The organism is Dyella solisilvae (assembly GCF_003351225.1).
In the GTDB taxonomy this organism is placed as follows: Bacteria; Pseudomonadota; Gammaproteobacteria; order Xanthomonadales; family Rhodanobacteraceae; genus Dyella; species Dyella solisilvae.
Genome location: NZ_QQSY01000001.1, coordinates 1520847 through 1544023, shown reverse-complemented (window position 1 = coordinate 1544023; position 23177 = coordinate 1520847). Strand labels below are relative to the sequence as shown.

Annotated in this window: 24 protein-coding genes; 17 read left to right on the top strand and 7 right to left on the bottom strand. The window is 65.7% G+C overall.

Annotated elements, in window-relative coordinates; genetic code table 11:
• The first annotated feature begins 19 nt into the window (after positions 1-19).
• From hmgA to fabB, 14 genes are all read left to right on the top strand, one after another.
• A complete protein-coding gene (gene hmgA, locus DVT68_RS06775; RefSeq protein WP_114824216.1) occupies positions 20-1321 on the top strand; it encodes a homogentisate 1,2-dioxygenase in 1302 nt (433 codons plus the stop codon).
• A 67-nt stretch (positions 1322-1388) separates the two neighbouring features.
• The gene (locus DVT68_RS06770) at positions 1389-2375 is read left to right on the top strand and encodes a fumarylacetoacetate hydrolase family protein (RefSeq protein WP_114824215.1); all 987 of its coding nucleotides are present in this window, start codon (positions 1389-1391) and stop codon (positions 2373-2375) included.
• 124 nt (positions 2376-2499) lie between these two features.
• Positions 2500-3900 carry an oxygen-independent coproporphyrinogen III oxidase gene (hemN, locus tag DVT68_RS06765; RefSeq protein WP_114824434.1) on the top strand — a complete coding sequence of 467 codons (1401 nt, stop codon included), beginning with the start codon at positions 2500-2502 and terminating at the stop codon, positions 3898-3900.
• A gap of 28 nt (positions 3901-3928) precedes the next feature.
• Entirely contained in the window at positions 3929-4690 is a 762-nt protein-coding gene (locus DVT68_RS06760; protein ID WP_114824214.1) for a helix-turn-helix domain-containing protein, read from the top strand.
• 121 nt (positions 4691-4811) lie between these two features.
• Positions 4812-6335 (top strand): copper-containing nitrite reductase, encoded by a 1524-nt coding sequence (gene nirK, locus DVT68_RS06755; protein ID WP_114824213.1) that lies wholly within the window; start codon positions 4812-4814, stop codon positions 6333-6335.
• A 1-nt stretch (position 6336) separates the two neighbouring features.
• Positions 6337-7098: a formylglycine-generating enzyme family protein gene (locus DVT68_RS06750; RefSeq protein ID WP_114824212.1), complete on the top strand. Its 762-nt coding sequence runs from the start codon at positions 6337-6339 to the stop codon at positions 7096-7098.
• A 10-nt stretch (positions 7099-7108) separates the two neighbouring features.
• Entirely contained in the window at positions 7109-7678 is a 570-nt protein-coding gene (locus tag DVT68_RS06745; protein WP_114824211.1) for an SCO family protein, read from the top strand.
• Between the two features lie 716 nt (positions 7679-8394).
• Positions 8395-9579 carry an alginate export family protein gene (locus tag DVT68_RS06740; RefSeq protein ID WP_233523367.1) on the top strand — a complete coding sequence of 395 codons (1185 nt, stop codon included), beginning with the start codon at positions 8395-8397 and terminating at the stop codon, positions 9577-9579.
• A 91-nt stretch (positions 9580-9670) separates the two neighbouring features.
• Positions 9671-9931: a DUF2249 domain-containing protein gene (locus DVT68_RS06735; RefSeq protein WP_114824209.1), complete on the top strand. Its 261-nt coding sequence runs from the start codon at positions 9671-9673 to the stop codon at positions 9929-9931.
• Between the two features lie 13 nt (positions 9932-9944).
• A complete protein-coding gene (locus DVT68_RS06730; protein ID WP_114824208.1) occupies positions 9945-11201 on the top strand; it encodes a hypothetical protein in 1257 nt (418 codons plus the stop codon).
• Complete coding sequence (locus DVT68_RS06725) at positions 11198-11605, top strand: putative zinc-binding protein (RefSeq protein ID WP_114824207.1); 408 nt, start codon at positions 11198-11200, stop codon at positions 11603-11605. Before DVT68_RS06730 ends, DVT68_RS06725 begins: the two co-directional genes overlap by 4 nt.
• Entirely contained in the window at positions 11586-12464 is an 879-nt protein-coding gene (gene ubiT / locus DVT68_RS06720; RefSeq protein ID WP_114824206.1) for a ubiquinone anaerobic biosynthesis accessory factor UbiT, read from the top strand. The genes DVT68_RS06725 and ubiT overlap by 20 nt, the downstream gene beginning before the upstream one ends.
• 117 nt (positions 12465-12581) lie before the next feature.
• Positions 12582-13097 carry a 3-hydroxyacyl-[acyl-carrier-protein] dehydratase FabA gene (fabA, locus tag DVT68_RS06715; RefSeq protein ID WP_114824205.1) on the top strand — a complete coding sequence of 172 codons (516 nt, stop codon included), beginning with the start codon at positions 12582-12584 and terminating at the stop codon, positions 13095-13097.
• Positions 13097-14305, top strand: coding sequence for a beta-ketoacyl-ACP synthase I (gene fabB / locus DVT68_RS06710; protein WP_114824204.1), 1209 nt, complete (start codon positions 13097-13099; stop codon positions 14303-14305). The genes fabA and fabB overlap by 1 nt, the downstream gene beginning before the upstream one ends.
• Before the next feature lie 136 nt (positions 14306-14441).
• On the opposite strand, the gene DVT68_RS06705 is transcribed toward fabB, so the two are convergent.
• Positions 14442-15320: a U32 family peptidase gene (locus tag DVT68_RS06705; RefSeq protein ID WP_114824433.1), complete on the bottom strand. Its 879-nt coding sequence runs from the start codon at positions 15318-15320 to the stop codon at positions 14442-14444.
• A gap of 13 nt (positions 15321-15333) precedes the next feature.
• The gene (gene ubiU, locus DVT68_RS06700) at positions 15334-16332 is read right to left on the bottom strand and encodes a ubiquinone anaerobic biosynthesis protein UbiU (protein WP_114824203.1); all 999 of its coding nucleotides are present in this window, start codon (positions 16330-16332) and stop codon (positions 15334-15336) included.
• Positions 16333-16463: 131 nt separating this feature from the next.
• Between ubiU and DVT68_RS06695 the strand changes: the two genes are divergently transcribed.
• A complete protein-coding gene (locus DVT68_RS06695) occupies positions 16464-16952 on the top strand; it encodes a DnrO protein (protein WP_233523365.1) in 489 nt (162 codons plus the stop codon).
• Positions 16953-16994: 42 nt separating this feature from the next.
• On the opposite strand, the gene DVT68_RS20410 is transcribed toward DVT68_RS06695, so the two are convergent.
• Complete coding sequence (locus DVT68_RS20410; protein ID WP_158543459.1) at positions 16995-17141, bottom strand: hypothetical protein; 147 nt, start codon at positions 17139-17141, stop codon at positions 16995-16997.
• 235 nt (positions 17142-17376) lie between these two features.
• Between DVT68_RS20410 and DVT68_RS06685 the strand changes: the two genes are divergently transcribed.
• Positions 17377-17685 carry a hypothetical protein gene (locus tag DVT68_RS06685; RefSeq protein WP_114824201.1) on the top strand — a complete coding sequence of 103 codons (309 nt, stop codon included), beginning with the start codon at positions 17377-17379 and terminating at the stop codon, positions 17683-17685.
• 7 nt (positions 17686-17692) lie between these two features.
• Here DVT68_RS06685 and DVT68_RS06680 read toward each other — a convergent pair whose 3' ends face one another.
• Genes DVT68_RS06680 through DVT68_RS06665 form a run of 4 tightly spaced genes read right to left on the bottom strand, consistent with a single transcriptional unit; the run spans position 17693 to position 22332 of the window.
• A complete protein-coding gene (locus tag DVT68_RS06680; protein ID WP_114824200.1) occupies positions 17693-19186 on the bottom strand; it encodes a UbiD family decarboxylase in 1494 nt (497 codons plus the stop codon).
• Positions 19183-19956 carry a prephenate dehydrogenase gene (locus DVT68_RS06675; RefSeq protein ID WP_114824199.1) on the bottom strand — a complete coding sequence of 258 codons (774 nt, stop codon included), beginning with the start codon at positions 19954-19956 and terminating at the stop codon, positions 19183-19185. The genes DVT68_RS06680 and DVT68_RS06675 overlap by 4 nt, the downstream gene beginning before the upstream one ends.
• Before the next feature lie 34 nt (positions 19957-19990).
• Positions 19991-21922: a pyridoxal phosphate-dependent decarboxylase family protein gene (locus DVT68_RS06670; protein ID WP_114824198.1), complete on the bottom strand. Its 1932-nt coding sequence runs from the start codon at positions 21920-21922 to the stop codon at positions 19991-19993.
• Positions 21923-21927: 5 nt separating this feature from the next.
• Complete coding sequence (locus DVT68_RS06665) at positions 21928-22332, bottom strand: SirB2 family protein (RefSeq protein WP_114824197.1); 405 nt, start codon at positions 22330-22332, stop codon at positions 21928-21930.
• Positions 22333-22651: 319 nt separating this feature from the next.
• On the opposite strand from DVT68_RS06665, the gene tpx reads away from it, so the two are divergent.
• Entirely contained in the window at positions 22652-23152 is a 501-nt protein-coding gene (gene tpx / locus DVT68_RS06660; RefSeq protein ID WP_114824196.1) for a thiol peroxidase, read from the top strand.
• Positions 23153-23177 lie beyond the last annotated feature (25 nt).

Sequence of the window (23177 nt, the reverse complement as noted above, 5' to 3'; positions counted from 1 at the left end):
CAAAGCCAAAGGCGTGCGTATGTCTGAGAAGGCCAGCAACGGTTTCCAAACCGGTTTCGCCAACGAGTTCGCCACCGAGGCCATGCCCGGCGTGCTTCCCGAGGGCCAGAACTCGCCCCAGCGCGCGGCGCACGGTCTGTACGCCGAACAGCTATCCGGCACCGCCTTCACCGCGCCGCGTCATAGCAATCGCCGCAGCTGGCTGTACCGCATCCGCCCGGCGGCGATGCATCACCCGTTCGAGGCGATGCCGGCCGGCCGTTTCCACAATCGCTTCGGCGAGGCGCCGGCCAACCCCAATCAGCTGCGCTGGGACCCGCTTCCGCTGCCCTCCACCCCGACGGATTTCATTGATGGCCTGGTCACCATGGCCGGCAACGGTGGCCCGGGTGAGCAATCGGGCGTGGGCATCCATTTGTATGCAGCCAACCGCTCGATGGAAGGGCGCTATTTCTACAACGCCGACGGCGAGCTGCTGATCGTGCCGCAGCTGGGCCGCCTGCGCCTGGCGACCGAGTTCGGCATCGTCGAGATCGAGCCGCTGGAAGTGGCGGTGATCCCGCGCGGCGTACGCTTCCGCGTGGAACTGCTGGACGAATCGGCGCGAGGCTACGTCGCCGAGAACTTCGGCGCGCTGCTGCGCCTGCCGGACCTAGGGCCAATCGGCAGCAACGGCCTGGCCAATCCGCGCGACTTCCTCACGCCGGTCGCCGCCTATGAAGACATCGAAGGCAACTTCGAGCTGATCGCCAAATTCCAGGGCGACCTGTGGCGCGCGAAGATCGACCACTCGCCGCTGGACGTGGTGGGCTGGCATGGCAACTACGCGCCGTACAAGTACGACCTGCGCCGATTCAACACCATCGGCTCGATCAGTTATGACCACCCTGATCCGAGCATCTTCCTGGTGCTGCATTCGCCCAGCGACACCCCGGGCGTGAGCAACATGGATTTCGTGATCTTCCCGCCGCGCTGGCTGGTGGCGCAGAACACCTTCCGGCCGCCGTGGTTCCACCGCAATATCGCCAGCGAGTTCATGGGGCTGATCACCGGCGCCTATGACGCCAAGGCCGAAGGCTTCGTGCCGGGCGGCGCCTCGCTGCACAATTGCATGAGCGGCCATGGTCCGGATGCGGCCACCTACGAGAAGGCTTCGACCCGTGACCTGTCCCAGCCAGACCTGATCACCGGCACCATGGCCTTCATGTTCGAGACGCGCCGGGTGATCCATCCGACCCGTCAGGCGCTGGAGGCGAAGGAGTTGCAGGGCAACTACTACGAGTGCTGGCAGGGCATCCAAAAGCATTTCACCGGCAAGTAAGCGCCGGCTCACCGAATCAACCAAGAACCACTGGGCTGCTGCCTGTGCACAGTCCGCGGAGCAAAACATGAAATTGGGTTCCCTGAAGGAAGGCGGCCGCGACGGCACGCTGATCGTGGTCAGCCGAGACCTCACCAAGGCGGTGAAGGCCAGCGGCATCGCCGCCACCATGCAGGCCGCACTGGACGACTGGTCGAACGTGGCGCCGCGCCTGAATGCGCTGTCCGACGAGCTCAATGCCGGCAAGGCCGCTGGCGCCTTCGCACTGGACATGGCCGCGCTCGCCTCGCCGTTGCCGCGCGCCTATGAATTCGTGGACGGCAGCGCCTACCTGCCGCACGTGGAGCGCGTGCGTCGCGCCCGCGGCGCCGAGGTGCCCGAGTCGTTCTACACCGACCCGCTGATGTACCAGGCCACCAGCGCCGGCTTCCTCGGCCCGCGCGACCCGGTGGTGGTGCCCAGCGAGCACTACGGCATCGACCTGGAGGCGGAGGTGGTGGTCATCACCGACGACGTGGCGATGGCGGTCACGCCGGATCAGGCGAGTGGCCACATCCAGCTGGTGGGTCTGGTCAACGACGTCTCGCTGCGCGGGCTGATCCCGGCCGAGCTGGCCAAGGGCTTCGGCTTCCTGCAGTCCAAGCCGCGCTCGGCCCTGTCGCCGGTGTTGGTCACCCCCGACGAGCTGGGCGACGCCTGGCGGGACGACAAGCTGCACCTGCCGATGCGCACCTGGCTCAACGGCCAGTGGTTCGGCGAGGCCGAATGCGGCGTGGACATGCAGTTCAGCTTTGCCCAGCTGGTCGCCCACGCGGCCAAGACCCGTCCCCTGACTGCCGGCACGATCGTCGGCTCGGGCACCATCGCCAACGAGGACACCGGCAAGGGCGCCTCCTGCCTGGCCGAGCAGCGCACGGTGGAGACCCTGCGCGACGGCAAGGCGAGCACGCCGTTCCTGAAGTTCGGCGACACCTTGCGCATCGAAGTTACCGACCCGGCTGGCGCTTCGATTTTCGGCGCCATCGAGCAAACCATTGCGCCTTTGACGCACTGAACGGCGGGATGGAGGGGCTGCGGCGCTTTACCACAGGGATTTGCGCTGCAGTCCTACGCAATTTGTCGCAGGAAACTGATCAACGTCAGTTTCGGCGCGCATGCCGGGCCCAATACTGCCGCGCATGCGCACTCCTACCATCGTCCCCGAATTCGATGCCGCGCTGATCGCGCGCTATGACGTCGCCGGCCCTCGCTATACGAGCTATCCGACGGCGCCCCAGTTCCACACCGGATTCGATGAAGCGGCCCTGCGGGCCGCGGCAAAAGCCTCCAACGAAGAGCTGATGCCGCGACCGCTGTCGGTCTACGTCCACGTCCCGTTCTGCTTCAGCCCCTGCTTCTATTGCGGCTGCATGCGCGTCATCACGCGCGAGATCAGCAAGGCGGATGAATACCTGCAACGGCTGTATCGCGAGATCGCGATGGTCGGCCCGCTGTTCGACCGCGACCGGCCAGTGAAGCAGCTGCACTTCGGGGGAGGCACCCCCAACTTCCTCGACGCCCCCCGCATGACCGCGCTGGTGGAAATGCTGGAGCGAAACTTCAACTACCGCCGTACCGGCGAACGCGAGTACGGCATCGAGATCGATCCCCGCTTCGCCGACGGCCGCTATATCACCGAACTGGCCAAGCTCGGCTTCAACCGCATGTCGGTGGGCATCCAGGATTTCGATCCAGCGGTGCAGGCGGCGGTCAACCGCATCCAGAGCGTGGAACAGACCCGCGAAGTGATCGATGCCGCACGTGACTCGGGTTACGGCTCAGTCAGCGTGGACCTCATCTACGGGTTGCCTCGCCAGACTATCGGCGGCTTTGACCGCACGCTCGACGAAGTGCTCGGACTGGCGCCCGACCGCATCGCGGTCTACGGCTACGCGCATCTCCCCAAACTGTTCAAGGCGCAGCGCCAGATCGACGCGGCCGAACTGCCCGATCCGGCGACGCGACTGGCCCTGTTCGGTCACGCCTTCAAGCGCCTGTGCGATGCGGGTTACGTCTACGTCGGCATGGACCACTTTGCGCGTGTCGATGACGAACTCTCGCAGGCACAGCGCAGCCGTACCCTGCAGCGCAACTTCCAGGGTTATTCCACCCACGGCGACTGCGACATCATCGGCCTGGGCGTGAGCGCCATCGGTCGCATTGGCGACAGCTACAGTCAGAACGCCAGGGATCTCATCGGCTATTACGCCGCGCTGGATGCGGGCCGCCTGCCGGTGGCCCGTGGCATCGCGCTGGAGGAAGACGACATCCTGCGCCGCGCCGTGATCGGCGAGCTGATGTGCCATGGCGAGCTGGACATGCACGCATTCGGCAGGCAGCACCAGCTCGACTTCGCTGACCGCTTCGGCAGGGAACTGGAGCGGTTGCGCGAGCAGGCATCCGATGGCCTGGTGACCTTCGACGAGTCGGTCATCCGCGTGACCGCGCGCGGACGGCTGCTGCTGCGCAACGTCGCCATGTCGTTCGACGCCTACCTCAACAACCCCACCGAATCTTCCCGTTACTCGCGCACGATCTGACGAATGCAATCCAGCCAGGGGGCTGACCATGCTTTCCGGTAAACCCACAGACTGCACACTCGACCTGTGCAACCCCATTGCGGATGACGGCGACGAAGTCCACTTCTGCAGCACCTGCGCCTTTTCCGACGCCTGCCTGTCGGTGGGATACGGCAAGCCGGAGCTCTCCCAGCTGCATTGCCTGGTGGAGCACGTCGGGCCCTATCGCGCCGGCTCTCACGTGTTTCGCACGGGCGACCCGTTCCGCGCCATCTATGCCGTGCGCGCCGGCACGGTGAAAACCTGCGTGGTGGACAAGGACGGCCGCGAACAGGTGCTCGGCTTCTATCTTCCGGGCGAAGTCATCGGCCTGAACGCCATCTACCCGGACCACTTCCCCTGCGATGCAGTGGCGCTTGAAGCGGCGCAGTTCTGCCGCTTCTCGTTCCCGGCGATGACCGCGCTGGCATCGCGCATGCCGGTGCTGCAGCAGCACCTGTTCCGCCTGCTGAGCAAAGAGCTGGGCACGGCGACCCTGCTGGCGGCGGACCACACCGCTGACGAACGCATGGCCGCGTTCCTGCTTGACCTCGGCGATCGCTACGAGGCGCGTGGCTTCTCCGGCACGCGTTTTCGCCTGAGCATGGCTCGCGGCGACATGGCGAACTATCTGCGCCTGGCTGCCGAGACGGTGAGCCGCGTGTTGGGCCGGTTCCGCTGCCAGGGACTGATCGACATCAACGGACGCGCAGTCACGCTGCTCAATCGCGAGCGCCTGCGCGAGCTCGCTCGCGGCGAGTGCACAAGCTGAGTCGAGCGATGGTCCGTGGCAGGTTGACGCATTAGGCCACGGCATGCTTGGACTCTGACATTGATCAAGCGAGGAATCGCAGCGCTGCCTAGGCTAGCGCCGGGAATCAAGGGAGAAACCCATGTCACGACTGTTAGCTACTGTACTCATCGCCGCCGGCCTGGTGCCTGGCGCCGTGCTCGCCGGCAAGGCGACCGGCGGCGCCCCACTGGCCATCGTTGCGGCCGCCAGTCCCGCACCGCTGGAAGCGCCTGTGGACTTCGGCCCACCGCAAGGTGAGCCCATTCATGCCCAGCTCGGTGTGCCGCCGAACGTGCCGGCGCCGATTCATCGCAACTACCCGGCCAAGGTCATCGTGGACCTGGAGGTGGTCGAGAAAGAGATGCAGATCTCTGAAGGCGTCACCTACACCTACTGGACCTTCGGCGGCACCGTGCCCGGCAGCTTCATCCGCGTGCGCCAGGGTGACACGGTGGAGTTCCACCTGAAGAACTCGCCCGACAGCAAGATGCCGCACAACATCGACCTGCACGGTGTGACGGGTCCGGGCGGTGGCGCCGCGTCGAGCTTCACCGCGCCGGGCCACGAGAGCCAGTTCACCTTCAAGGCGCTCAACTCGGGTCTCTTCGTCTATCACTGCGCCACCGCGCCGGTAGGCATGCACATCGCCAACGGCATGTACGGCCTGATCCTGGTCGAGCCGCCGCAAGGCCTGCCCAAGGTCGATCACGAGTACTACGTGATGCAGGGCGACTTCTACACCACGGGCAAGTACCGCGAGAAGGGCCACCAGCCGTTCGACATGGACAAGGCTATCGACGAGCATCCGACCTACGTGCTGTTCAACGGCCACGAAGGTTCGCTCACCGGCGACCATGCGCTGACCGCCAAGGTGGGTGACAACGTGCGCCTGTTCGTCGGCAACGGCGGCCCGAACCTGGTGTCGAGCTTCCACGTGATCGGTGAAATTTTCGATCGCGTGTACTACGAAGGTGGCAAGAACGCCCAGGAGAACGTGCAGACCACGCTCATCCCCGCCGGCGGCGCGATGATGGCCGAGTTCCATGTCGACGTTCCCGGCAGCTATGTGCTGGTCGACCACTCGATCTTCCGTGCATTCAACAAGGGCGCCATGGGCATCCTCAAGGTGGACGGACCGGAGAACAAGGCGATTTACTCGGGCAAGGAAGTGGACTCCGTGTACCTCGGTGACCGCGCCAATCCGAACCTGAAGGCGGTGGCGGTTGCCGCCAAGGCCAACGCCAGCGGCACGCTGAGCAAGGACGAACAGATCGCCGCCGGCAAGCAGCTGTTCACCGGCACCTGCTCGGTCTGCCACCAGGCCAATGGTGAAGGTCTGGAGAATGTGTTCCCGCCGCTGGCGAAGTCGGACTTCCTGGCCAAGCTGAGCAAGGAAGACCTGATTGGCATTCCGCTGCACGGCCACACCGGCAAGCTGACCGTCAACGGCAAGGACTACGACTCGGTCATGCCGCCGATGAGCCAGCTCACCGACGACGAGGTGTCGAACATCCTGACCTACGTGCTCAACAGCTGGGGCAACCCGGGTGGGCAGATCAGCAAGGAAGAGGTGTCCAAGGTCCGTGCCGCGCCGGCTCCGGCGGCAGCGGGGGCGGGGCACTGAGATGAAGTGGCTGGCCGCGATCCTTTCCGGCCTGCTGCTTGCCCTCCCGGCAGCAGCGGCAGACTACGCCGCGCTGCCGGGAGGCAGCTTTCCCAGCGTCCTGCCGGCCGACGGCAAGGCTGCTCCGGCGCAGATCGCACCGTTCGCGCTGCGCACCGAGCCAGTGACCAACGGTGAGTTCCTGGCCTTCACCCTCAAACATCCCGAATGGCGGCGCGATCGCATCGCCGGCGTCTTCGCCGATGGCGACTATCTGTCCCATTGGGCCAGCGCCGACAGCCTCGGCGGTTCCATATCGGCCGCGCAGCCAGTGACTCGTGTCAGCTGGTTTGCCGCCGAAGCATTCTGCGAGAGCGAACACGCGCGCCTGCCCACCTGGTACGAGTGGGAATATGCCGCGGCGGCGGATAGCCACCGGGCCGACGCCCGTCAGGATCCTGCCTGGCGCGAGCGCGTACTGCGCTGGTACGGCCGCCCCTCCAATGTCCCCTTGCCCGACGTCGGCGGATCACCGGACGTTCACGGCGTACGCGACCTCAATGGGCTCGTGTGGGAGTGGGTGGACGACTTCAATGCGCTGCTGGTCGGCAGCGACAGCCGCGATCAGGACGGCGCCGACAAGTTCAAATTCTGTGGCGCGGGCGCCATCAGCATGCGGGAAAAGGAGAACTACGCCACCCTGATGCGCGTGGCCATTTTGTCCTCGCTCAAGGCGCCCAACACCACTACCAATCTGGGCTTCCGCTGCGCCCGGTCGAAGTGAGGTCTGAGCGATGAAAAGACTGTTCGCGCTGCTGTGTCTGCTGCTGGTGGGTACGCTTCACGCGACGACGCCGCTGCCGGGAGATTCCATATACCAGCTCAACGCACAGCTTACCGACCAGGGTGGCAAGACCTGGCCGCTGGATGCGCGGCGCGGACAGGTGCAGCTGGTCGCGATGTTCTACTCATCCTGCTCCATGGTGTGCCCCATGATCGTGGACACCATGAAGCTGACCCAGAAGTCCGTGGATGAGGCGGACCGCGACCGTCTTGGCTTGTTGCTCATCAGCTTCGATCCCGCGCGAGACAGTGTGGAGGCGTTGCGCCAGTACGCCGAGCGACGCAAGCTAGATGCGCCCCGCTGGACGCTGGCGCGTGCCGAACCGGTCGCGACGAGGCAGCTGGCCGCGCTGCTCGGTGTCCAGTATCGCCCTTTGCCCGATGGCGATTTCAACCACTCCAGTGAGCTCCTGTTGCTCGATCCGGATGGCCGCATCGTTGCGCGAACGAACATCATCGGTCGTCTCGACCCTGAGTTCGCACAGGCTGTCGACAAGGCGTTGCACGCGTCGTCGAACTGACTGTCGATTACAGCATCCCAACATAACAACATCGCCGCGTGCAGTGATGCTCTCGTTGACTGCGAAGGGATTGCGGACTCTCGTGAGATCTTCGATCTTCCTCGCATATATGAGACTGCGACAGGATCGCGCAGAAAGGTGGCTGATTGGTGGGCCGCCTCCCCGTGGCATCCGAGCGACTTTTGCATCGCTAACCGCCTTATTTCATCTGTTCGTGCACTTTCATCGCAATGATAAATGCGATGCGTTATTGCATCTTCGCTTCGTGGCAGTCGGTCCTCTTCCTCATCGCGGCTCACCTACACACGTTCGCGTTCACGGGCGGTAGGTCAGCGAATCGCGATGCACCCGGCCGTCGTCTGTTCCTCGCGGCATGCTTGCTATCTCATGGCGTGTCGATCTCAAACATTAACGATGTGCTTTCGTCGTGGAAGAAAGCGCATAGACCAGTAAGCAGGCGATTCGTGGCATGACGGAGCGACGATCACTGCGTCGTTGCTGTTTTCAACGAGCAAACGACGTCGGTCTTGCATTGTCGGTGAAGCGCGTGGCGCGTTGTCACATTTGCTCTTCAAGCATGTTTGGCTTGACTACGGTCAGGCTGCTGATGCGTGTACCTGTCGAGACTACTTCCACTCCATGGGGAGTAGATCAATAGGAGTTACACGATGAATACAGGATGCCATCGCCGGTCATTGGCGGCTTGTGGATTGGCCATGCTTGGTTTGACCGCTGTCGCGCACGCGCAGTCGAGCACGGACCCGTCGCCACCGTTGCAGGTTGAATGGAACGCGCGGCTTCGCCAGGAGCAGGTGGACGACAATGCCTACCAGCGCGATGCCGAAGCGATTACGTTGCGTCTTCGCCTCGGCCTGCGCGCGAATCTTGGTGACGGATGGAGCGCCTTTGTGGAAGGCGCAGGCGTGGCCGCCGCAAACGATCACTACAACAGCGGCGCCAACGGACAGACTCAATATCCGACCGTCAACGATCCGCACGGCACGGAGCTCAACCAAGCCTGGCTGGCATGGCAGGGCAGCAACTTCGCAGCCAAGGCCGGCCGCCAGGAGATCATGCTCGACAACCAGCGCTGGATCGGCAATTCCGGCTGGCGGCAGTTCGAACAGACCTTCGACGCCGTGGACCTGCAGTGGAAGCCGGCCGCCGATTGGACGCTGCGTTACGACTGGCTGGACAAGGTGAATCGCGTGGCCGGGCCTGATGCGATCAATCCGCTTGCTCGAGAGCGTTTGCTCAACACGCACCTGCTCAATGCCGCGTGGGCGTACGGCGGCCAGCAGGTCACAGGTTATGCGTACCTGCACAAGGACAAGGACGTCCCGACCGCCTCGACCGAAACCTATGGCGTTCGTTGGGTCGGCGCGCTCGCGCGGGAGGGTGGTTTCAGCTGGGCCCTGGAAGGCGCACGTCAGTACGACTACGCCAACAATCCGCAAAACTTCGCCCACAGCTACTGGTTGCTGGAACCGGCGTGGACGCAGTGGGGCGTCACCGGCAAGCTCGGCTGGGAGCATCTGGGTGGCGATGGCCACACCGCCTTGCAGACGCCCTTGGCCACCCTGCATGCGTTCAACGGCTGGAACGATCAGTTCCTGGGGACTCCGGTGAACGGGTTGAATGACTACTACGCCACCGTCAATGGAAACTTTGGCAAGTCGGGCTGGGCCAGCAAGCTTGGTTGGATCGTGTCCTATCACGACTATCAGGCGGATCACGGCAGTGCGCATTACGGCAACGAGTGGGATGCGTCGCTCGCCTTCCCATTGGTGACTGGCCTGAGCGGACTGGTCAAGGTAGCCAGCTACCACGCGGATCAGTTCAGCCACGACGACACCAAGCTGTGGCTGCAACTGGAATGGCGCGGCAAGCAGGCGCTGTAACTCCCGAGCGTCAGCCATCGTGCGAGTCGCCCCTGGCGATGCGCTGACCTGGGTCAGCGCATCGCCGTACAGCTTTCGTTGAAATGGCCGCATGAGTACTTGTCTATGTAACGGAACCGGCGCGTCGGTCGAGCGAACCACGCTCGACTTGCGATCATTGCCGCCACCTGAGCCTATGCAGCAGACGCTGGCAGCTGTTGACCGGCTCGGCCCGGGCCAGGTGTTGGAGGTGCTGACGCCGCTGATGCCGATGCCTTTGCTGACCGCCCTGGCCGAATTGGGCGTGAAAGCCCAGGCCACGACGCTGCCGGAAGGAGGCGCGAAGGTGATCATCCGTCGCGCCTCGCCGTGAGTGGCCACCGCCCATGACCCGACTGGCGCTTGATCAGGCGCCGGTCGTTTCGCTGCCGCGCCGCTTCCTTTTCGCCATACCCGCGTGGGGTTTCTTGGCGGGGCTGTTGCTGCTGATCGACGGCGACGTCTTGCTGCGTTCCCGCTGGCATCCAGGCACGCTGGCGCTGGTGCATACGTACACGCTGGGCGTGCTGGGCAATGCCATGTTCGGCAGCCTGATGCAGTTCCTGCCGGCGGCAGCCGGTGTCCGGCTGCGCTTCAGCTGGTTGGGCCCATGGATGCTCGTCGGACTCAATGCAGGCGCATTGTTGCTCGTGGCAGGGTTCTACTTCAGTTCGCCGGTGTTGCTGACTCTGGCGGCCTTGTTACTGCCACTGACCTTTCTCTCACTCGCGGGCATGACACTTCCCGGAGTCATTCAATCAGCCGGTCAGCGCTTGCTGCGCGCGGGCATCGGCGCATCGCTGGCCTTTGGCATGACCACCGCACTGCTCGGTGGGGTGCTGGCGCTGGCCTGCGGTGGTCAGCTGTCGTTGACCATGCCGCCTTGGGTGGATGTCCATGCCTCGTTGGGCGTGCTCGGTTGGGTAGTGTTGCTGCTGGCCAGCGTCGGCCGGATCGTGATGCCGATGTTCCAGGGGACCGGCGTGCCGCCCCTGCGATGGCACGCGGCATGGATGATCGGCTTGCTTACGTGTCTGCCGGCGGCTGCTGGTTGGCGTGCGCTGGGACCTGATGACGCGGCCTTGCCGGTGACTCTCTCCATTCTTGCGCTGCCGTTCGCGCTGGCGATCTGCTGGTTGCAGCGGCGCACTCCCGCGGCAAGGCGTGGCCCCCTGTGGTGGAGCTGGCGTGCCGGCGCCGTCGTGCTGGCGCTGGCGGCGATGGCGCCGCTGCTGACCACGCGCCACGTCATGCTGGCTGGCGTGCTTGCGTTGGGGCTGGCGCTGCCCTGGCTGGTGGTCGGCATGATGCTGGAGATCGTGGCCTTCCTCGGTTGGATCGAATTGCACCGAACGGTCGGGCGCGGCGTGCAGTTGCCCGGTGTGCAGCGACTGATGCCCGCGCGCGAACGCGGCGCGGCGGTGCTGGCCCAGATGGTTGCCGGTGCGCTGCTTGCGCTCGCTGCCTTGCATCCGACCCCGTTGCTCGCGCGCCTCGCCGGGCTGCTGGTGGCGGCTGCGTGGCTTGGCGTGGGGCTGGTCTTTGTGCGTGCGCGTCGCCGCGTACGGCAGTTCATCGTGGGTCGAACGAAGGCGGAAACATGAGCAAGCCCAAGGGGACGTTGGTCTATTCCTGCTCGGGATGTTCGAGCGCGGCGCAGATGGCCAATCACCTGGCGCTGCGACTCGATCGCACCGGCGTGGCCGAGATGTCGTGCATCGCCGGGGTGGGCGGAGGTGTTCCAGGCTTGTTGCGCATGGCGCAGAGCGGCCGGCGGATCCTCGCGCTCGACGGATGCGAATTGCGTTGCGTGGCGGCATGCCTCAGCCGTGCAGGCGTCGTCGCGGACGCCCATCTGGTGCTGTCCGACCATGGCGTAAAGAAGCGCCAGCACGCGGATTTCGACCAGGACCAGGCTTCGCAGGTGTTTGACAGCATCGTGCTGCCCGCGGCGAAGACCTTGATGGACGCGGGCAAGGAGAACGTAGATGCCGTCGCCTCGGCCTGATCGGTGGTTGCTGCAAGGCGCCAGAGGCGCCATCGATGGCGTCGACGACGGCCTGATCCTGTTGCTTGCCGCGCGCCGCCGGCTGGTGCGAGTGGTGGGTGCGCTGAAGTGTCGCACCGGTCTGCCCATTCGCGACCCGCAACGCGAAGAACGCGTGCGGATGCGGGCGAAGGCGTTGGCGGTTCGGGTCGGCGTGCCGGGCAGTACGGCGCGAACCTTGGTGGATCTCGCCATCGGCGATGCCTGCTTGCAGCAGGAGAACGCGAGCGTCGATCCCGCCCACCAGCTTGACCCCGATCAGGGCGTGGCAGGGGTGGCTGGATCCAAGATCGCCGCCATGTCGATCTCGCTAGCTCCCTCCACGTTACTGCCGAACCTGCTGCGCTGGATGCCGCCGCCGCAGCGGCTGTCCCCCCTGGCTCGGGTCGTGCCGGATCGCTGGCAGCATGCCTTGCTGGAAGCGGCGATGGCCCGGGTGCTGGCCGTGCCGTTGCGCGATGGCTCGCTCGACTTCATGAAGGGGCGCCGCCTCGGCATAGAGGTGAGCGACCTCGGCCTGCGCTGGGTGCTGGGCTGGAGCGACGGCAAGCTGCGTGTGGTCGGGGGCGAGCCGGAGGCCAGCGTCCGTGGCAGCGCCACTGACCTCCTGCTGCTGGCCGGTCGCCTCGACGATGCCGATACGCTGTTCTTCCAGCGAGCGCTGGTGCTCACCGGTGATACCGAACTGGGCCTGACGGCGCGCAACCTGCTCGAACGTCTGCCCTGGGAGGACGTGCCGCTGGGCCTGCGCATAGCACTCAATCGCGGCGCCCGCGTCGCACGCATGGCGAGAGACGCGTATCGGGAACGGCTCGCCTGATGCGGTAACTGTCCGTCCTGCGCGTAGCGCGGTGTCGCGCTACGTCTTTGATCCTTGTCAGTGCCCGCAGGGAAGGGGTCACCCAGACTTCCTGTTCCCGAAAACTGCGGAAATGACATGACACGCGCTACTTCGTTTGATCGCGAGCAGCTTCTCGCCTGCGCCCGCGGCGAACTGTTCGGCTCCGGCAATGCACGATTGCCATCGCCTCCCATGCTGATGTTCGACCGCATCACGCACATCGGGGAGAACGATGGGGAGTTCGGCAAAGGCTCGCTTTCTGCAGAGCTCGATATCCATCCGGACCTTTGGTTTTTCGGCTGCCACTTCCAGGGCGATCCGGTGATGCCGGGCTGCCTGGGCCTGGACGCGCTGTGGCAGTTGAGCGGCTTCTTCCTGCCGTGGCTTGGTCTGCCGGGACGCGGACGCGCGCTTGGCGTGGGACAGGTGAAATTCACGGGTCAGGTGCTCCCGAGCGCCCGACTGGTCAGCTACCAGGTGGACATCAGCCGCGTGATCAAGGGCCGCATGAACGTCGTGGTGGCCAATGGCACGGTCAACGTCGATGGGCGTCAGATCTACGTCGCCACTGATATGCGCGTGGGCCTGTTCCAGTCCACGGAGGGTTTCTGATGCGCCGGGTGGTAGTAACGGGCATGGGTATCGTGTCCTGCCTGGGACACAGTCTGGATACCGTGACCCAGGCCTTGCGCGAACTGCGCAGCGGCATTCAGGCCATTCCCGACTACGCGGCGCGCGGATTGCGCAGCCAGGTGGCGGGAGTGCCCAACATTGACCTCGACAACCTGATCGACCGCAGGCTCAAGCGCTTCATGGGCGACGCCGCTGCCTATGCGTACCTTTCGATGCGCTCGGCGATCGAGGATGCGGGGCTGGCGCTGGAGCAGGTCCGAAATCCGCGCATTGGCGTGATCGCGGGCTCCGGCGGCGGATCGGCCCAATGGCAGATCGAGACCGCCGAATTGCTGCGTGAAAAGGGTGTGCGCCGCGTGGGCGCCTGCATGGTGCCGCGCACGATGTGCTCCACCGTGTCGGCCACACTCGCGACCGCGTTCGGCATTCTCGGCCTTAGCTATTCGATCGCGGCAGCCTGCGCCACCTCGGCGCATTGCATTGGCGCCGCGGCCGACCTGATCCGCCATGGCGCGCAGGACGTGGTCTTCGCCGGCGGCGGCGAGGAAGTGCATTGGGGCATGACGACCCAGTTCGATGCGATGGGCGCCCTGTCCAGCCAATTCAACGGCACGCCACAAACGGCGTCGCGCCCGTACGACGCCACGCGCGACGGTTTCGTGATCGGTGGTGGCGGCGGCATGCTGGTGCTGGAGGATTACGAGCACGCGGTGAAGCGCGGCGCCACCATCCATGCCGAACTGGTCGGCTATGGCGTGACGTCCGATGGCGCGGACATGGTGGCGCCGTCGGGTGAGGGCGCCGTGCGTTGCATGCGCATGGCGCTCGCCGGTTGCACAAGTCCGATCGATTACCTCAATACCCATGGCACGGCCACGCCGCTCGGCGACATCATCGAGCTGACCGCCGTGCGCGAAGCTTTCGGGCAGGACGTCCCGCCGCTGTCCTCGACCAAGGCGCTGACCGGGCATTCGCTGGGGGCCGCCAGCGTGCACGAGGCGATTTTCAGCCTGCTGATGCTCAAGAACAGCTTCATGGCCGGGTCCGCCCATATCGAGCAACTCGATCCCAAGGCGGAAGGTTTCCCGGTCCTGCGCGAGACGCGCGAGGCCGATTTGCGCACGGTGATGTCCAACAGCTTCGGCTTTGGCGGCACCAACGCAAGCCTGGTGTTCGGCAAGGTCTAGCAGGGACCACGCTTCGAAGGGGCCTCCGGGCCCCTTCTTTTTTGCAGTCTTGAAAGGGCGTGTCAATCCGAGGTGACTTCACCGCGACGTATCGGCCGATGACTGATCGGCGATTTCTGTTTCACTGCTCAAGCCCTCAGGGCAAATCGACGGATCGCATGCCCGGGGCGCCATGCCAGTAGCCATTGCGCGCGCCAATCCTCGGCGGAGCCGTGGGCGCCCGACGGGCGAGGTCGAAGTGCGCCACGATGTCCGCCATGCCTTCGGCCTGCGGATACAGGCGAAGCACGTCCACGCCCAGCGAACGTAGCGTGGCAAGTTCGGGGCCGAGATCGGTGATCTCCTCACCCTGGATCTGGATGCCGTTGATGCGAAGGAACGGGCGGCCTTCGCGGGTGGCCAGCGGCAAGCCGTCGGGGTAATCGATGCAGCGAAAACCGCACTGGTCCTTGGCGATGTCGAGGGCGCGCGCGGTAAAGCAGCGTGCCGAATAGGACAGGGGCAGGCGGCCAAAGCCGATGACTTCCAGTTCGGGCATGCTGCCGCCATCCTCAAGCAGGGCGGCCCGCAGTTCGTCGATCAGCACGGCGCCTTGCTCCACCCCGGGCACCCAGCGGCGCAGGCCGTCCTCCATCAGCATCGCCAGGGCGCGGTGGTTGTACACGTTGAGCGTCGGGCCGGCCACGAAAGGCACGCCGCGGGCGCGACACAGCTGCACGGCCGACAGATCGTTGGCCTCGATCCATCCCTGACCCTGGTCGATCAGGCGCTGCAAAACACCCAGCTCGGATTCGGCCTCGATGAGGGCGAGCGATGACAGCACAATCTGTTTGCCGCTGTTGGCCAGTTCCGCCGCGAGCGCGATCCAGTCCTGCGTGCGCAGTTCGCGCCGCTTGCTGCAGACAGTTTCGCCGAGATAGATGATGTCCAGCGGCCATTGCGCCGCCTCGCGATAAAACGCGAGCGTTCGCTCGCGCGGCCAGAAGTACTGCAAGGGGCCGAGGCTGAGTTTCATGGCGTGCATCGTGTCAGTGCCAATGGCGGTGATAGGGGCCGAGGGTGGTCTGGTGTCCTTCGGCATGCTTGGCGAGACCGGCTTGCCACTCGGGCCGCGCTTTCCAGCGATCCGGCGCAACCTTGTATCGGTCAAGCGCGTCGCGCCATGTGCGCGTCACCGAGGCCACATAGGCCACGCCGCGCTGGCGACCCTCGATCTTCAGTGCGGCCACGCCGGCGCTGGCCAGCCGCGGCAGCAATTCCAGCGTGTTGAGGCTGGTAGGTTCCTCCAGTGCGTGGAAAGTCTCGCCGCCCACGGCGAAACGACCCTTGCAGACGGTGGGGTAGCCGGCCGGTTCGGCGGGCTCGAAGCGGTCGATCAACACGCGATTGAGGCGCACGCTGCGGCCACCGTCGTCGTGCTCTTCCCAGCGCACGAAGCTTGCCGGCGAACACACGCCATGGCGATTTGGCGACGCTCCGGTGACATAGCTGGAGAGCTGGCAACGGCCTTCCACCATGATGCACAGACTGCCGAAGGCGAACACCTCGATCGGTACGGGCGCCTGTTCGCACAGGCGCTCCACCTGTTGCACCGACAGCACGCGCGGCAACACGGCGCGGCTGATGCCGAAACGTTCATGCATGTAGCGCAGGGCCGGTGCGGTGGTGGCCGAGCCCTGCACCGACAGATGCCTGGCCATCTGGGAGTGGCGGCGCGTCGCATAGTCCAGCACGGCCATCTCCGCCGCGATGATGGCGTCGCAACCCAACTCGGCGGCCTTGTCCACCGCCGCATACCACTGCGACAGACGTACGCTGTCGGGATAGGTGTTGAGCGCGAGGTACACCTTGCGAAGTCGGGCCTGGGCATAGGCGATGCCTTGCCGAAGCTCCTCGTCGTTGAAGTTCAGTCCGGGAAACGCCCGTGCGTTGGTCTGGTCGCGCAAGCCGACATAGACCGCATCCGCGCCGGCATCCACCGCCGCTTTCAGGGCCGGCAGGTTGCCGGCGGGACAGACCAATTGCATGAGGACCTCGACACCCGGGACGTCGGGTCGCATCCTGATTGCCGCAGGGCGGCGCGTCGCTGACGTGCGTCAGAGGTGATGCCGATCGCCCTGCCTATGATCGACTTCACCACGATGCAGGAGTCATCAACATGTCCATCAACCGAGTATCGGCGCTGTTGGTCGGCGCACTCGCCATCGCCGCGCCGCTCTACGCCGCCCCCCAGCATGACCACGCCGCACATGCCGCCTCCGACAGCCAGCAGGCGCCGGCGCCGTCCCCGCGATGGGCGACCGACGCGTCGCTGCGCGATGGCATGGGGCGTATCCACCAGGCGCTGGACGAGCTGCGCCACTACGAGATGGGCCACATGAACGAGACGATGGCCCAGGATCGCGCGGGCCTGATCCTCGACGCGGGCGCCTACATCTTCGCGAACTGCAAGTTGCCGCCGCAGCAGGATGAGGTGCTGCACGGCATGCTGGTTCCGCTGCTGGCCGCTGCGCAGAAGCTCAAGGACCACCCGCAGGACATGGCCCAGGTTGCGGCGATGCGCAAGGCCGTGGCCGACTATCCGCGTTACTTCGACGATCCGGGCTGGACGCAGGATGCCGTCCCGGCGCATCCGGCGCACAACTGACATGTAGTCGGGAGGACGGCCAGCGCTGTCCTCCCGGTTCGTTCAGTGCTTCACGTCCAGCTTCACCCAACAGGTTCGGTCGGACTCGTTCACCGGCGTCGTATTCACGTACCCCACCAGGCCCGCCGTGGCCGCGTTGACGTGCTCGGCATAGATCTTGTTGAACACGTTGTCGATGCCAGCGCTCAAGGCCGTGGCCCGATCGACGCGGTGGCAGCCATTGAGCGGGAACACGCCGAAGCTGGCGGTGGGTCCCGGGTTCTTGCCGATGCCACGTGGCTGCGTGGTCCCATGTTCCGAATCTCGCCCATGTTTGGCGCGTTAGCGCAGCTCGGTTCATTTGACCGCATGCACTGACTGATATCAGGAAACTTTGACGGCTCCTGAGGCACGATGGCGGCTCAAGCAGTGAGGGCTTCGCGCCATGATTGATTACATCCAGGCCTGGCAATGCATCGGTTGCGGCAAGATCGAGGCGCCGCAGCCCTGTATCGGCGTATGTCGCGACCGCAAGATCCTCATGGTGGGCAAGGACGACTACGAACGTGCGCAGGGCGAGATCGAGGCGTTGCGCGCGCAGATGACCAAGGCGCACGCGATGTTGCAGCGGTTCGGACTGGCCAAGCCCCTTGAGGGGCAATGGGAGCGTTCCTGGACGGCGTTGCAGGCGCAGGTGCGCGAAGTGTTGACCGTGCTTGACGTGCCTGAGCCCGGTCCAGCGGAATCCCGTTGAGGCGCGGCTACATCACGACGTCGCGCGTCGGCGTCGCCCTCTTAAGCGCCGACCACAGCGCATCGACGCGCCGTTCCACGGCGGCATCCGACACGATCGGCCGGCTCCACGTCCGACTGGTTTCCGCAGGCCACTTGTTGGTGGCGTCAATGCCCATCTTGGAGCCGATGCCGGCGACAGGGCTGGCGAAATCGAGGTAGTCGATCGGGGTGTTCTCCACCAGCATGGCGTCGCGCGCGGGATCGACGCGCGTGGAGACCGCCCACAGTACCTGCGACCAGTCGCGCACGTCGATGTCCTCGTCGGTGATGATCACGAACTTGGTGTAGGTGAACTGGCGCAGGTAGGACCACACGCCCATCATCACGCGGCGCGCGTGGCCGGCATACTGCTTGCGGATACTCACCACGGCGATGCGATAGGAGCAGGCCTCGGGCGGCAGGTAGAAGTCGACAATTTCGGGAAAAACTTTCTGCAGGATCGGCACGAAGACGTCATTGAGCGCCATCGCCATCACCGACGGCTCGTCGTGCGGCGCCCGGCCCATGTAGCTGCCGTGGTAGATCGCATCGCGCCGCAGGTGCATGCGCTCGATGGTGAACACCGGGAAATGGTCTTGCGCGTTGTAGTAGCCGGTGTGGTCACCGAACGGTCCTTCCAGCGCCGTGTCGCGCGGGTGGATGAAGCCCTCCAGCAGGATCTCCGCGCCCGCCGGCGCATCCAGGCCGGTGAGCGTGCTGTGCCAGGTGCGCGTGCGCTCGCCGCGCAGCAGGCCGGCGAATTCGTATTCGGACAGTGTGTCCGGCACCGGCGCGACGGCGGCCAGCATGGTCGCCGGATCAGCGCCGATGGCCACCAGCACGGGAAAGGGGCGGTCGGGGTGGGCCGTCTGCCAGTCGGCGAAGTCGAGCGCGCCGCCGCGGTGGGGCAGCCAGCGCATGATCACGCGGTTGGGGCCGATCACCTGCTGGCGATAGATGGCGACGTTCTGGCGCGCCTGCCGCGTGCCCTTGGTCACCACCATGCCGAAGGTGATCAGCTTGCCGGCGTCTTCCGGCCAGCACTGCTGGATGGGCAGTCGCGCGAGGTCGATGTCCTCGCCCTGCAGGGTTTCGTACTGGAAAGCGGCCTCGGCGACGCGCCGCGGCGCAACGTGCGCCAGCTGCGCCAGTTCCGGCCAGGTGCCGAGCGCCTGGCGCAGGTTGGAGGGCCAGCGTGGTTCCTTGATCGAGGCGAGCAATCGGCCCAGCTCGCGCAGCGAGGCCAGAGGGCGTCCAGCCAGCGCCAGCTCGATGCGCCGACGATGTCCGAACAGGTTGCCCAGCAGCGGATGGCCCGCGTTGAGCGGCTTTTCCATCAGCAATGCGGGACCCTGCTCACGCAGCGCGCGCAGGCTTAGCGCGGTGGACTCCAGGTGGGGATCGACGGGCGCGCTGACGCGTTGCAGCTGCCGTTCGCGTTCGAGCTGGTCGAGGAAGCTGCGTAGATCGTGGTGACTCATGAGGGCGGTTCGGTAAGGTCGGGAATCGACAGTGCGCCACCCTCGACGTCCGACAGGCGCCGATGGATGACGTCGAGGTGCGCGATCAGGCTCGCACGCGCCTCGGCGGCGTAGGGGTTCTCGCGCTGGATGGCGGCGAACAGATGTCCGGCGTCGCCACGCACGGCGGCCAGCATGTTGGCCAGCCCGAGGAAGGACGGCGGCGCCAACGACAGGTCGTCGCCGATGCCCATGTCGACCAGGGCCTTGGCGATGAAGAAGGCCAGCGCGTGGGTTTCGGCCATGGCGCGATCGTGCGCGGCCGGGTCGCGTTCAATCACTTCGCAGCCGATCGAGGCCAGCAGCGCGCGCGTGCGGCGTGCGGCGTCCGGATGCTGCGGGCTGGCGCAGAGCACCGTGCGCAGCGGCCGTTCGTCGCGCGACAGGCTGAGCGGGCCGAACAGGGGGTGCGTGCCCGCATGCGGAATGGCCGGGCCCAGCAGTTCATCCATCAGGCGGCAGGGCTGCTGCTTCACGCTGCCGACGTCGAAGACCGTCTGCGAGCTGTCGAGCAGGGGCCGCAGTTCGCGCAGGATGCCCTCCAGCGCGGGCACGGGCGCCGCCAGCACGACCCAGGTCGCCCCGCGTACGGCTTCCGCCAGCGACGAGCGCCGCAACGCGGGAGGCACGTCGGCGCGGGGGTCGAATACGGCGACGCGGTATCCCGCTTGTTGGAGCAGGCCGGCAAAGGCCTGGCCGAACCGGCCGTAGCCGAGCAGGGCGATGGTCATGGAAAGCGCCTTCTACGCGTGGGCAAGACCGACACTATGCCGCGTCGGCGCGTGTCAGTGCGCGTATCTGGCCCCCCAGGAATTCGAAATAGCGATCGATGTAGCTGATGCCGTTGTGGGTATCGATCAGATAGGGATTCATCAGCGTGTGGCGCAGAATCAGCAAGCGACCCTCGGCCTGGCTGTCCGCGAGCGTTGCGGTGTCCAGGCCGACTGCGGCGAGGATGCGCGCCGTCTCGGCAGGTCCGAGCCGCTCGGGCTGCAGGCTGGTCATCGAGCCGAAGAACTCTTTCATCTGCAGCGGGCGCGTGGGATCGCAGCGCAGCGTGTCGTACAGGCGCTGTACGAAGGTGTTGGCCTCGGCCACCTGCGCATTGCCGCACGGATTGAGCGCGAGGCAGACCAGGTTGCTGTCCGGCTCGAACGGCACGATCACATGGGCGCATCCCGCCATCTGGCTGGCGAAGCGCTGCGCGGCGACGTGGAACGCCTCGGCGGCGCGGATCGTCGCGCCGGTCAGTCGTCCAAACTGGGCGTGGTCCAGCGGCATCACCTGGTGCGCGACGTAGGCCGCCGCGGCCGCGGCTCCGGGCTTGGACCCCTCGGGGATGTACTGGCCCAGGCTGCGGTAGCGCGTCATGTAGTCCGCTGGCGCCTTGCCGTTGAACACGTAGTCGGCCTGCTCACTCAACAGGGCCATGGCGCGATGGTCGCGGCAGATGAAGGCGCCGGTGCCGTAGGGCAGGTAACCGAGTTTGTGCGGATCGACCGTGACCGAATCGGTGTCGCCCAGATTGGCGAACGCGGCATGCACCTCACGCGAGGGGAAGTGCGTGAACTCGGCCGCGACCTCCTTGTGGGTGCGCAGCGAGCCATCGGCGTTGCGGAACAGCGTGGCGAGATAACCGCCCCAGGCGGCATCGACGTGGACCGAAAAATCGAGGCCCCAGGTGCGCGCCTGCCGGCGGGCTGCGAGCACGTCATGGATGGGGTCGACGGTGCCGTACTCGGTGCTGCCCAGCACGGCCACGCACATCAGGACCGGTTGGCGCGCCTTGGCGCACTGGTCCAGGGCCGACTGCAGGGCGTCGGCATCGAGCCGCATGCCCTGGGTGGGCAGCAGCCGCAGTTGGTCGCGGCCCAGGCCGAGCAGCTTCAGGCCCTTGCTCCACGAGTAGTGCGCCGTGATCGGCGCCATCACCAGGGGCGTCTGCAGGCGCGGATGGGCGGCGAAGAACGCCGACAATCCCCGCTGCTCGATGCGCTCGGCTTCCACGCGCGAGCGCCAGTCCATCGCGACGTCGGCGGATTGGGCGGCGAGCCAGTGCTGCCATGCCTCCAGTAGCGCGATGACCTCGGTCTGGCGCAGGTTGAACGCCTGCCAGTCGTCATCGGGAAGCTGGAGTTCGGGCACGCGTGCGGCGCGAAGCGCCACCGGAAACGCCTTCATCGCCAGCGCCAGTCGCAAGGCCTGGTAGTTGGCGAGCGTGCCACCGGAGGTGAGATGTCCGAACGCGCACTCGGGCTTGGCCGGGTCACTGGGATAGCCGAGCATCCGCGCCAGTTGCAGCCCGACCTTGACCTCCAGCTCCACCGTGACCGGGGCGGCGTCTTCGCAGACGTTGTTGGGGTTGTAGGGCAAGGTCAGCATGTGCGCCGCCAAGCCTGGCAGCAGCAGGTCGGAGGCCATGTGGCCGATGTAGCGCGGGCTATGGAACGGGACCGACTTCTTCAGCGCTGCCGACAGCAGGTGCAGTTCCCGTCGCGTGCGCGCCTCGAAGGCAAGGTAGTCCGGATGGTGCGCCGCCGCCGTGGCGATGACCGGCGGATCCTCGGGATGGAAATTGCGGCGCCAGTACACATGGTCGCGCTGGAATTCCACCAGCAGCTTTTCCAGCAGCGTGTCGTTCTCGCCGTAGGGTCCGAGGAAGCAGGCGTCCAGCGTGTGATCGTGTGGGGTGGGCATGTCGGTCAGGCTAACCAGAGGTGGATCCAACCCAGCGGATGGTGGGCGAGGGCAATGCCGATGATGGTGATGTAGGTCAGCATGGCCCCAGCGAAACCGAGTCGCCGGATGCCGGGCGCGCTATCGCGGCGCATCGCCAGCATGCCCAGCCCGACATAGGCGGTGACGAACAGGAGTTTGGTAGCCAGCCAGCCGTTGGCGAACATGGCGTTTGGGAGGATGGTGGCCAGCGTCAGCGCGGCGCCAAGCAAGGTCGTATCGATGGTGTAGCTGAGCCATCGCAGCGGCGTCGCCAGTGCGATGCGATCGCGTCCGACCTGCATCAGCAGGCCGCGCACCACGAACAACGCGCCGCTGGCGATGATGCACGCGATGTGCACCCATTTGATCTGGGGATAGAACTCGAGCATGACGGGATGAATTCGAACCAGTGATCCGGAGCCTTGAGGAGACCGGGCGGCGGGAGCGTCCCCTTGGCCTGCGTGGACGTCCCGGACGGCTTGTGGCGCTGCGCCGCGAGCCGTGCGCACATGCTCAGCGGCAGGGCTGCCTCATGGCGATGACGCAGGTCAAATGCTCGTGATGGCGCTGGTGGCGCGATGACGCGCATCGCGTGGCCTCCATGGCGCGTGAAAGACGTGTCGTCGCGCGCGGACTGCCTGCGGGGGACATCGTCTTTCCCGCCGGGGCCGTGTTCTACTTATAGGCCCCATTCCAAGGAGATGTCCCATGTCCCAGGTTACGCTCAAGGGCAACCCGATCCAGGTCGACGGTCACTTTCCGGCCAAGGGCGAACACGCTCCCGCGTTTTCGCTGGTCGGCAAGGATCTGTCCGACGTCACGCTGGCCAGCTTCAGTGGCAAGCGCAAGGTGCTGAACATCTTCCCCAGCATCGACACGCCCACCTGCGCCACCTCGGTGCGTCGCTTCAACGAGAAGGCGAGCAAGCTCGACCACGCGGTGGTGCTGTGCATCTCGGCTGACCTGCCGTTCGCGCAGGCGCGTTTCTGCGGCGCCGAAGGCCTGAACAACGTGGTCACCCTGTCCACCCTGCGTGGCCATGAGTTCCTGAACAACTACGGCGTGGAGATCACCTCCGGTCCGCTGACCGGCCTGGCTGCGCGCGCCGTGGTCGTGCTCGATGCCAATGACCAGATCGTGCACAGCGAGCTGGTCGGGGAGATCGCCGACGAGCCGAACTACGACGCGGCGCTCGCTGCGTTGGGCTGAGCAGACGTTGTCCCGCTGACATAAG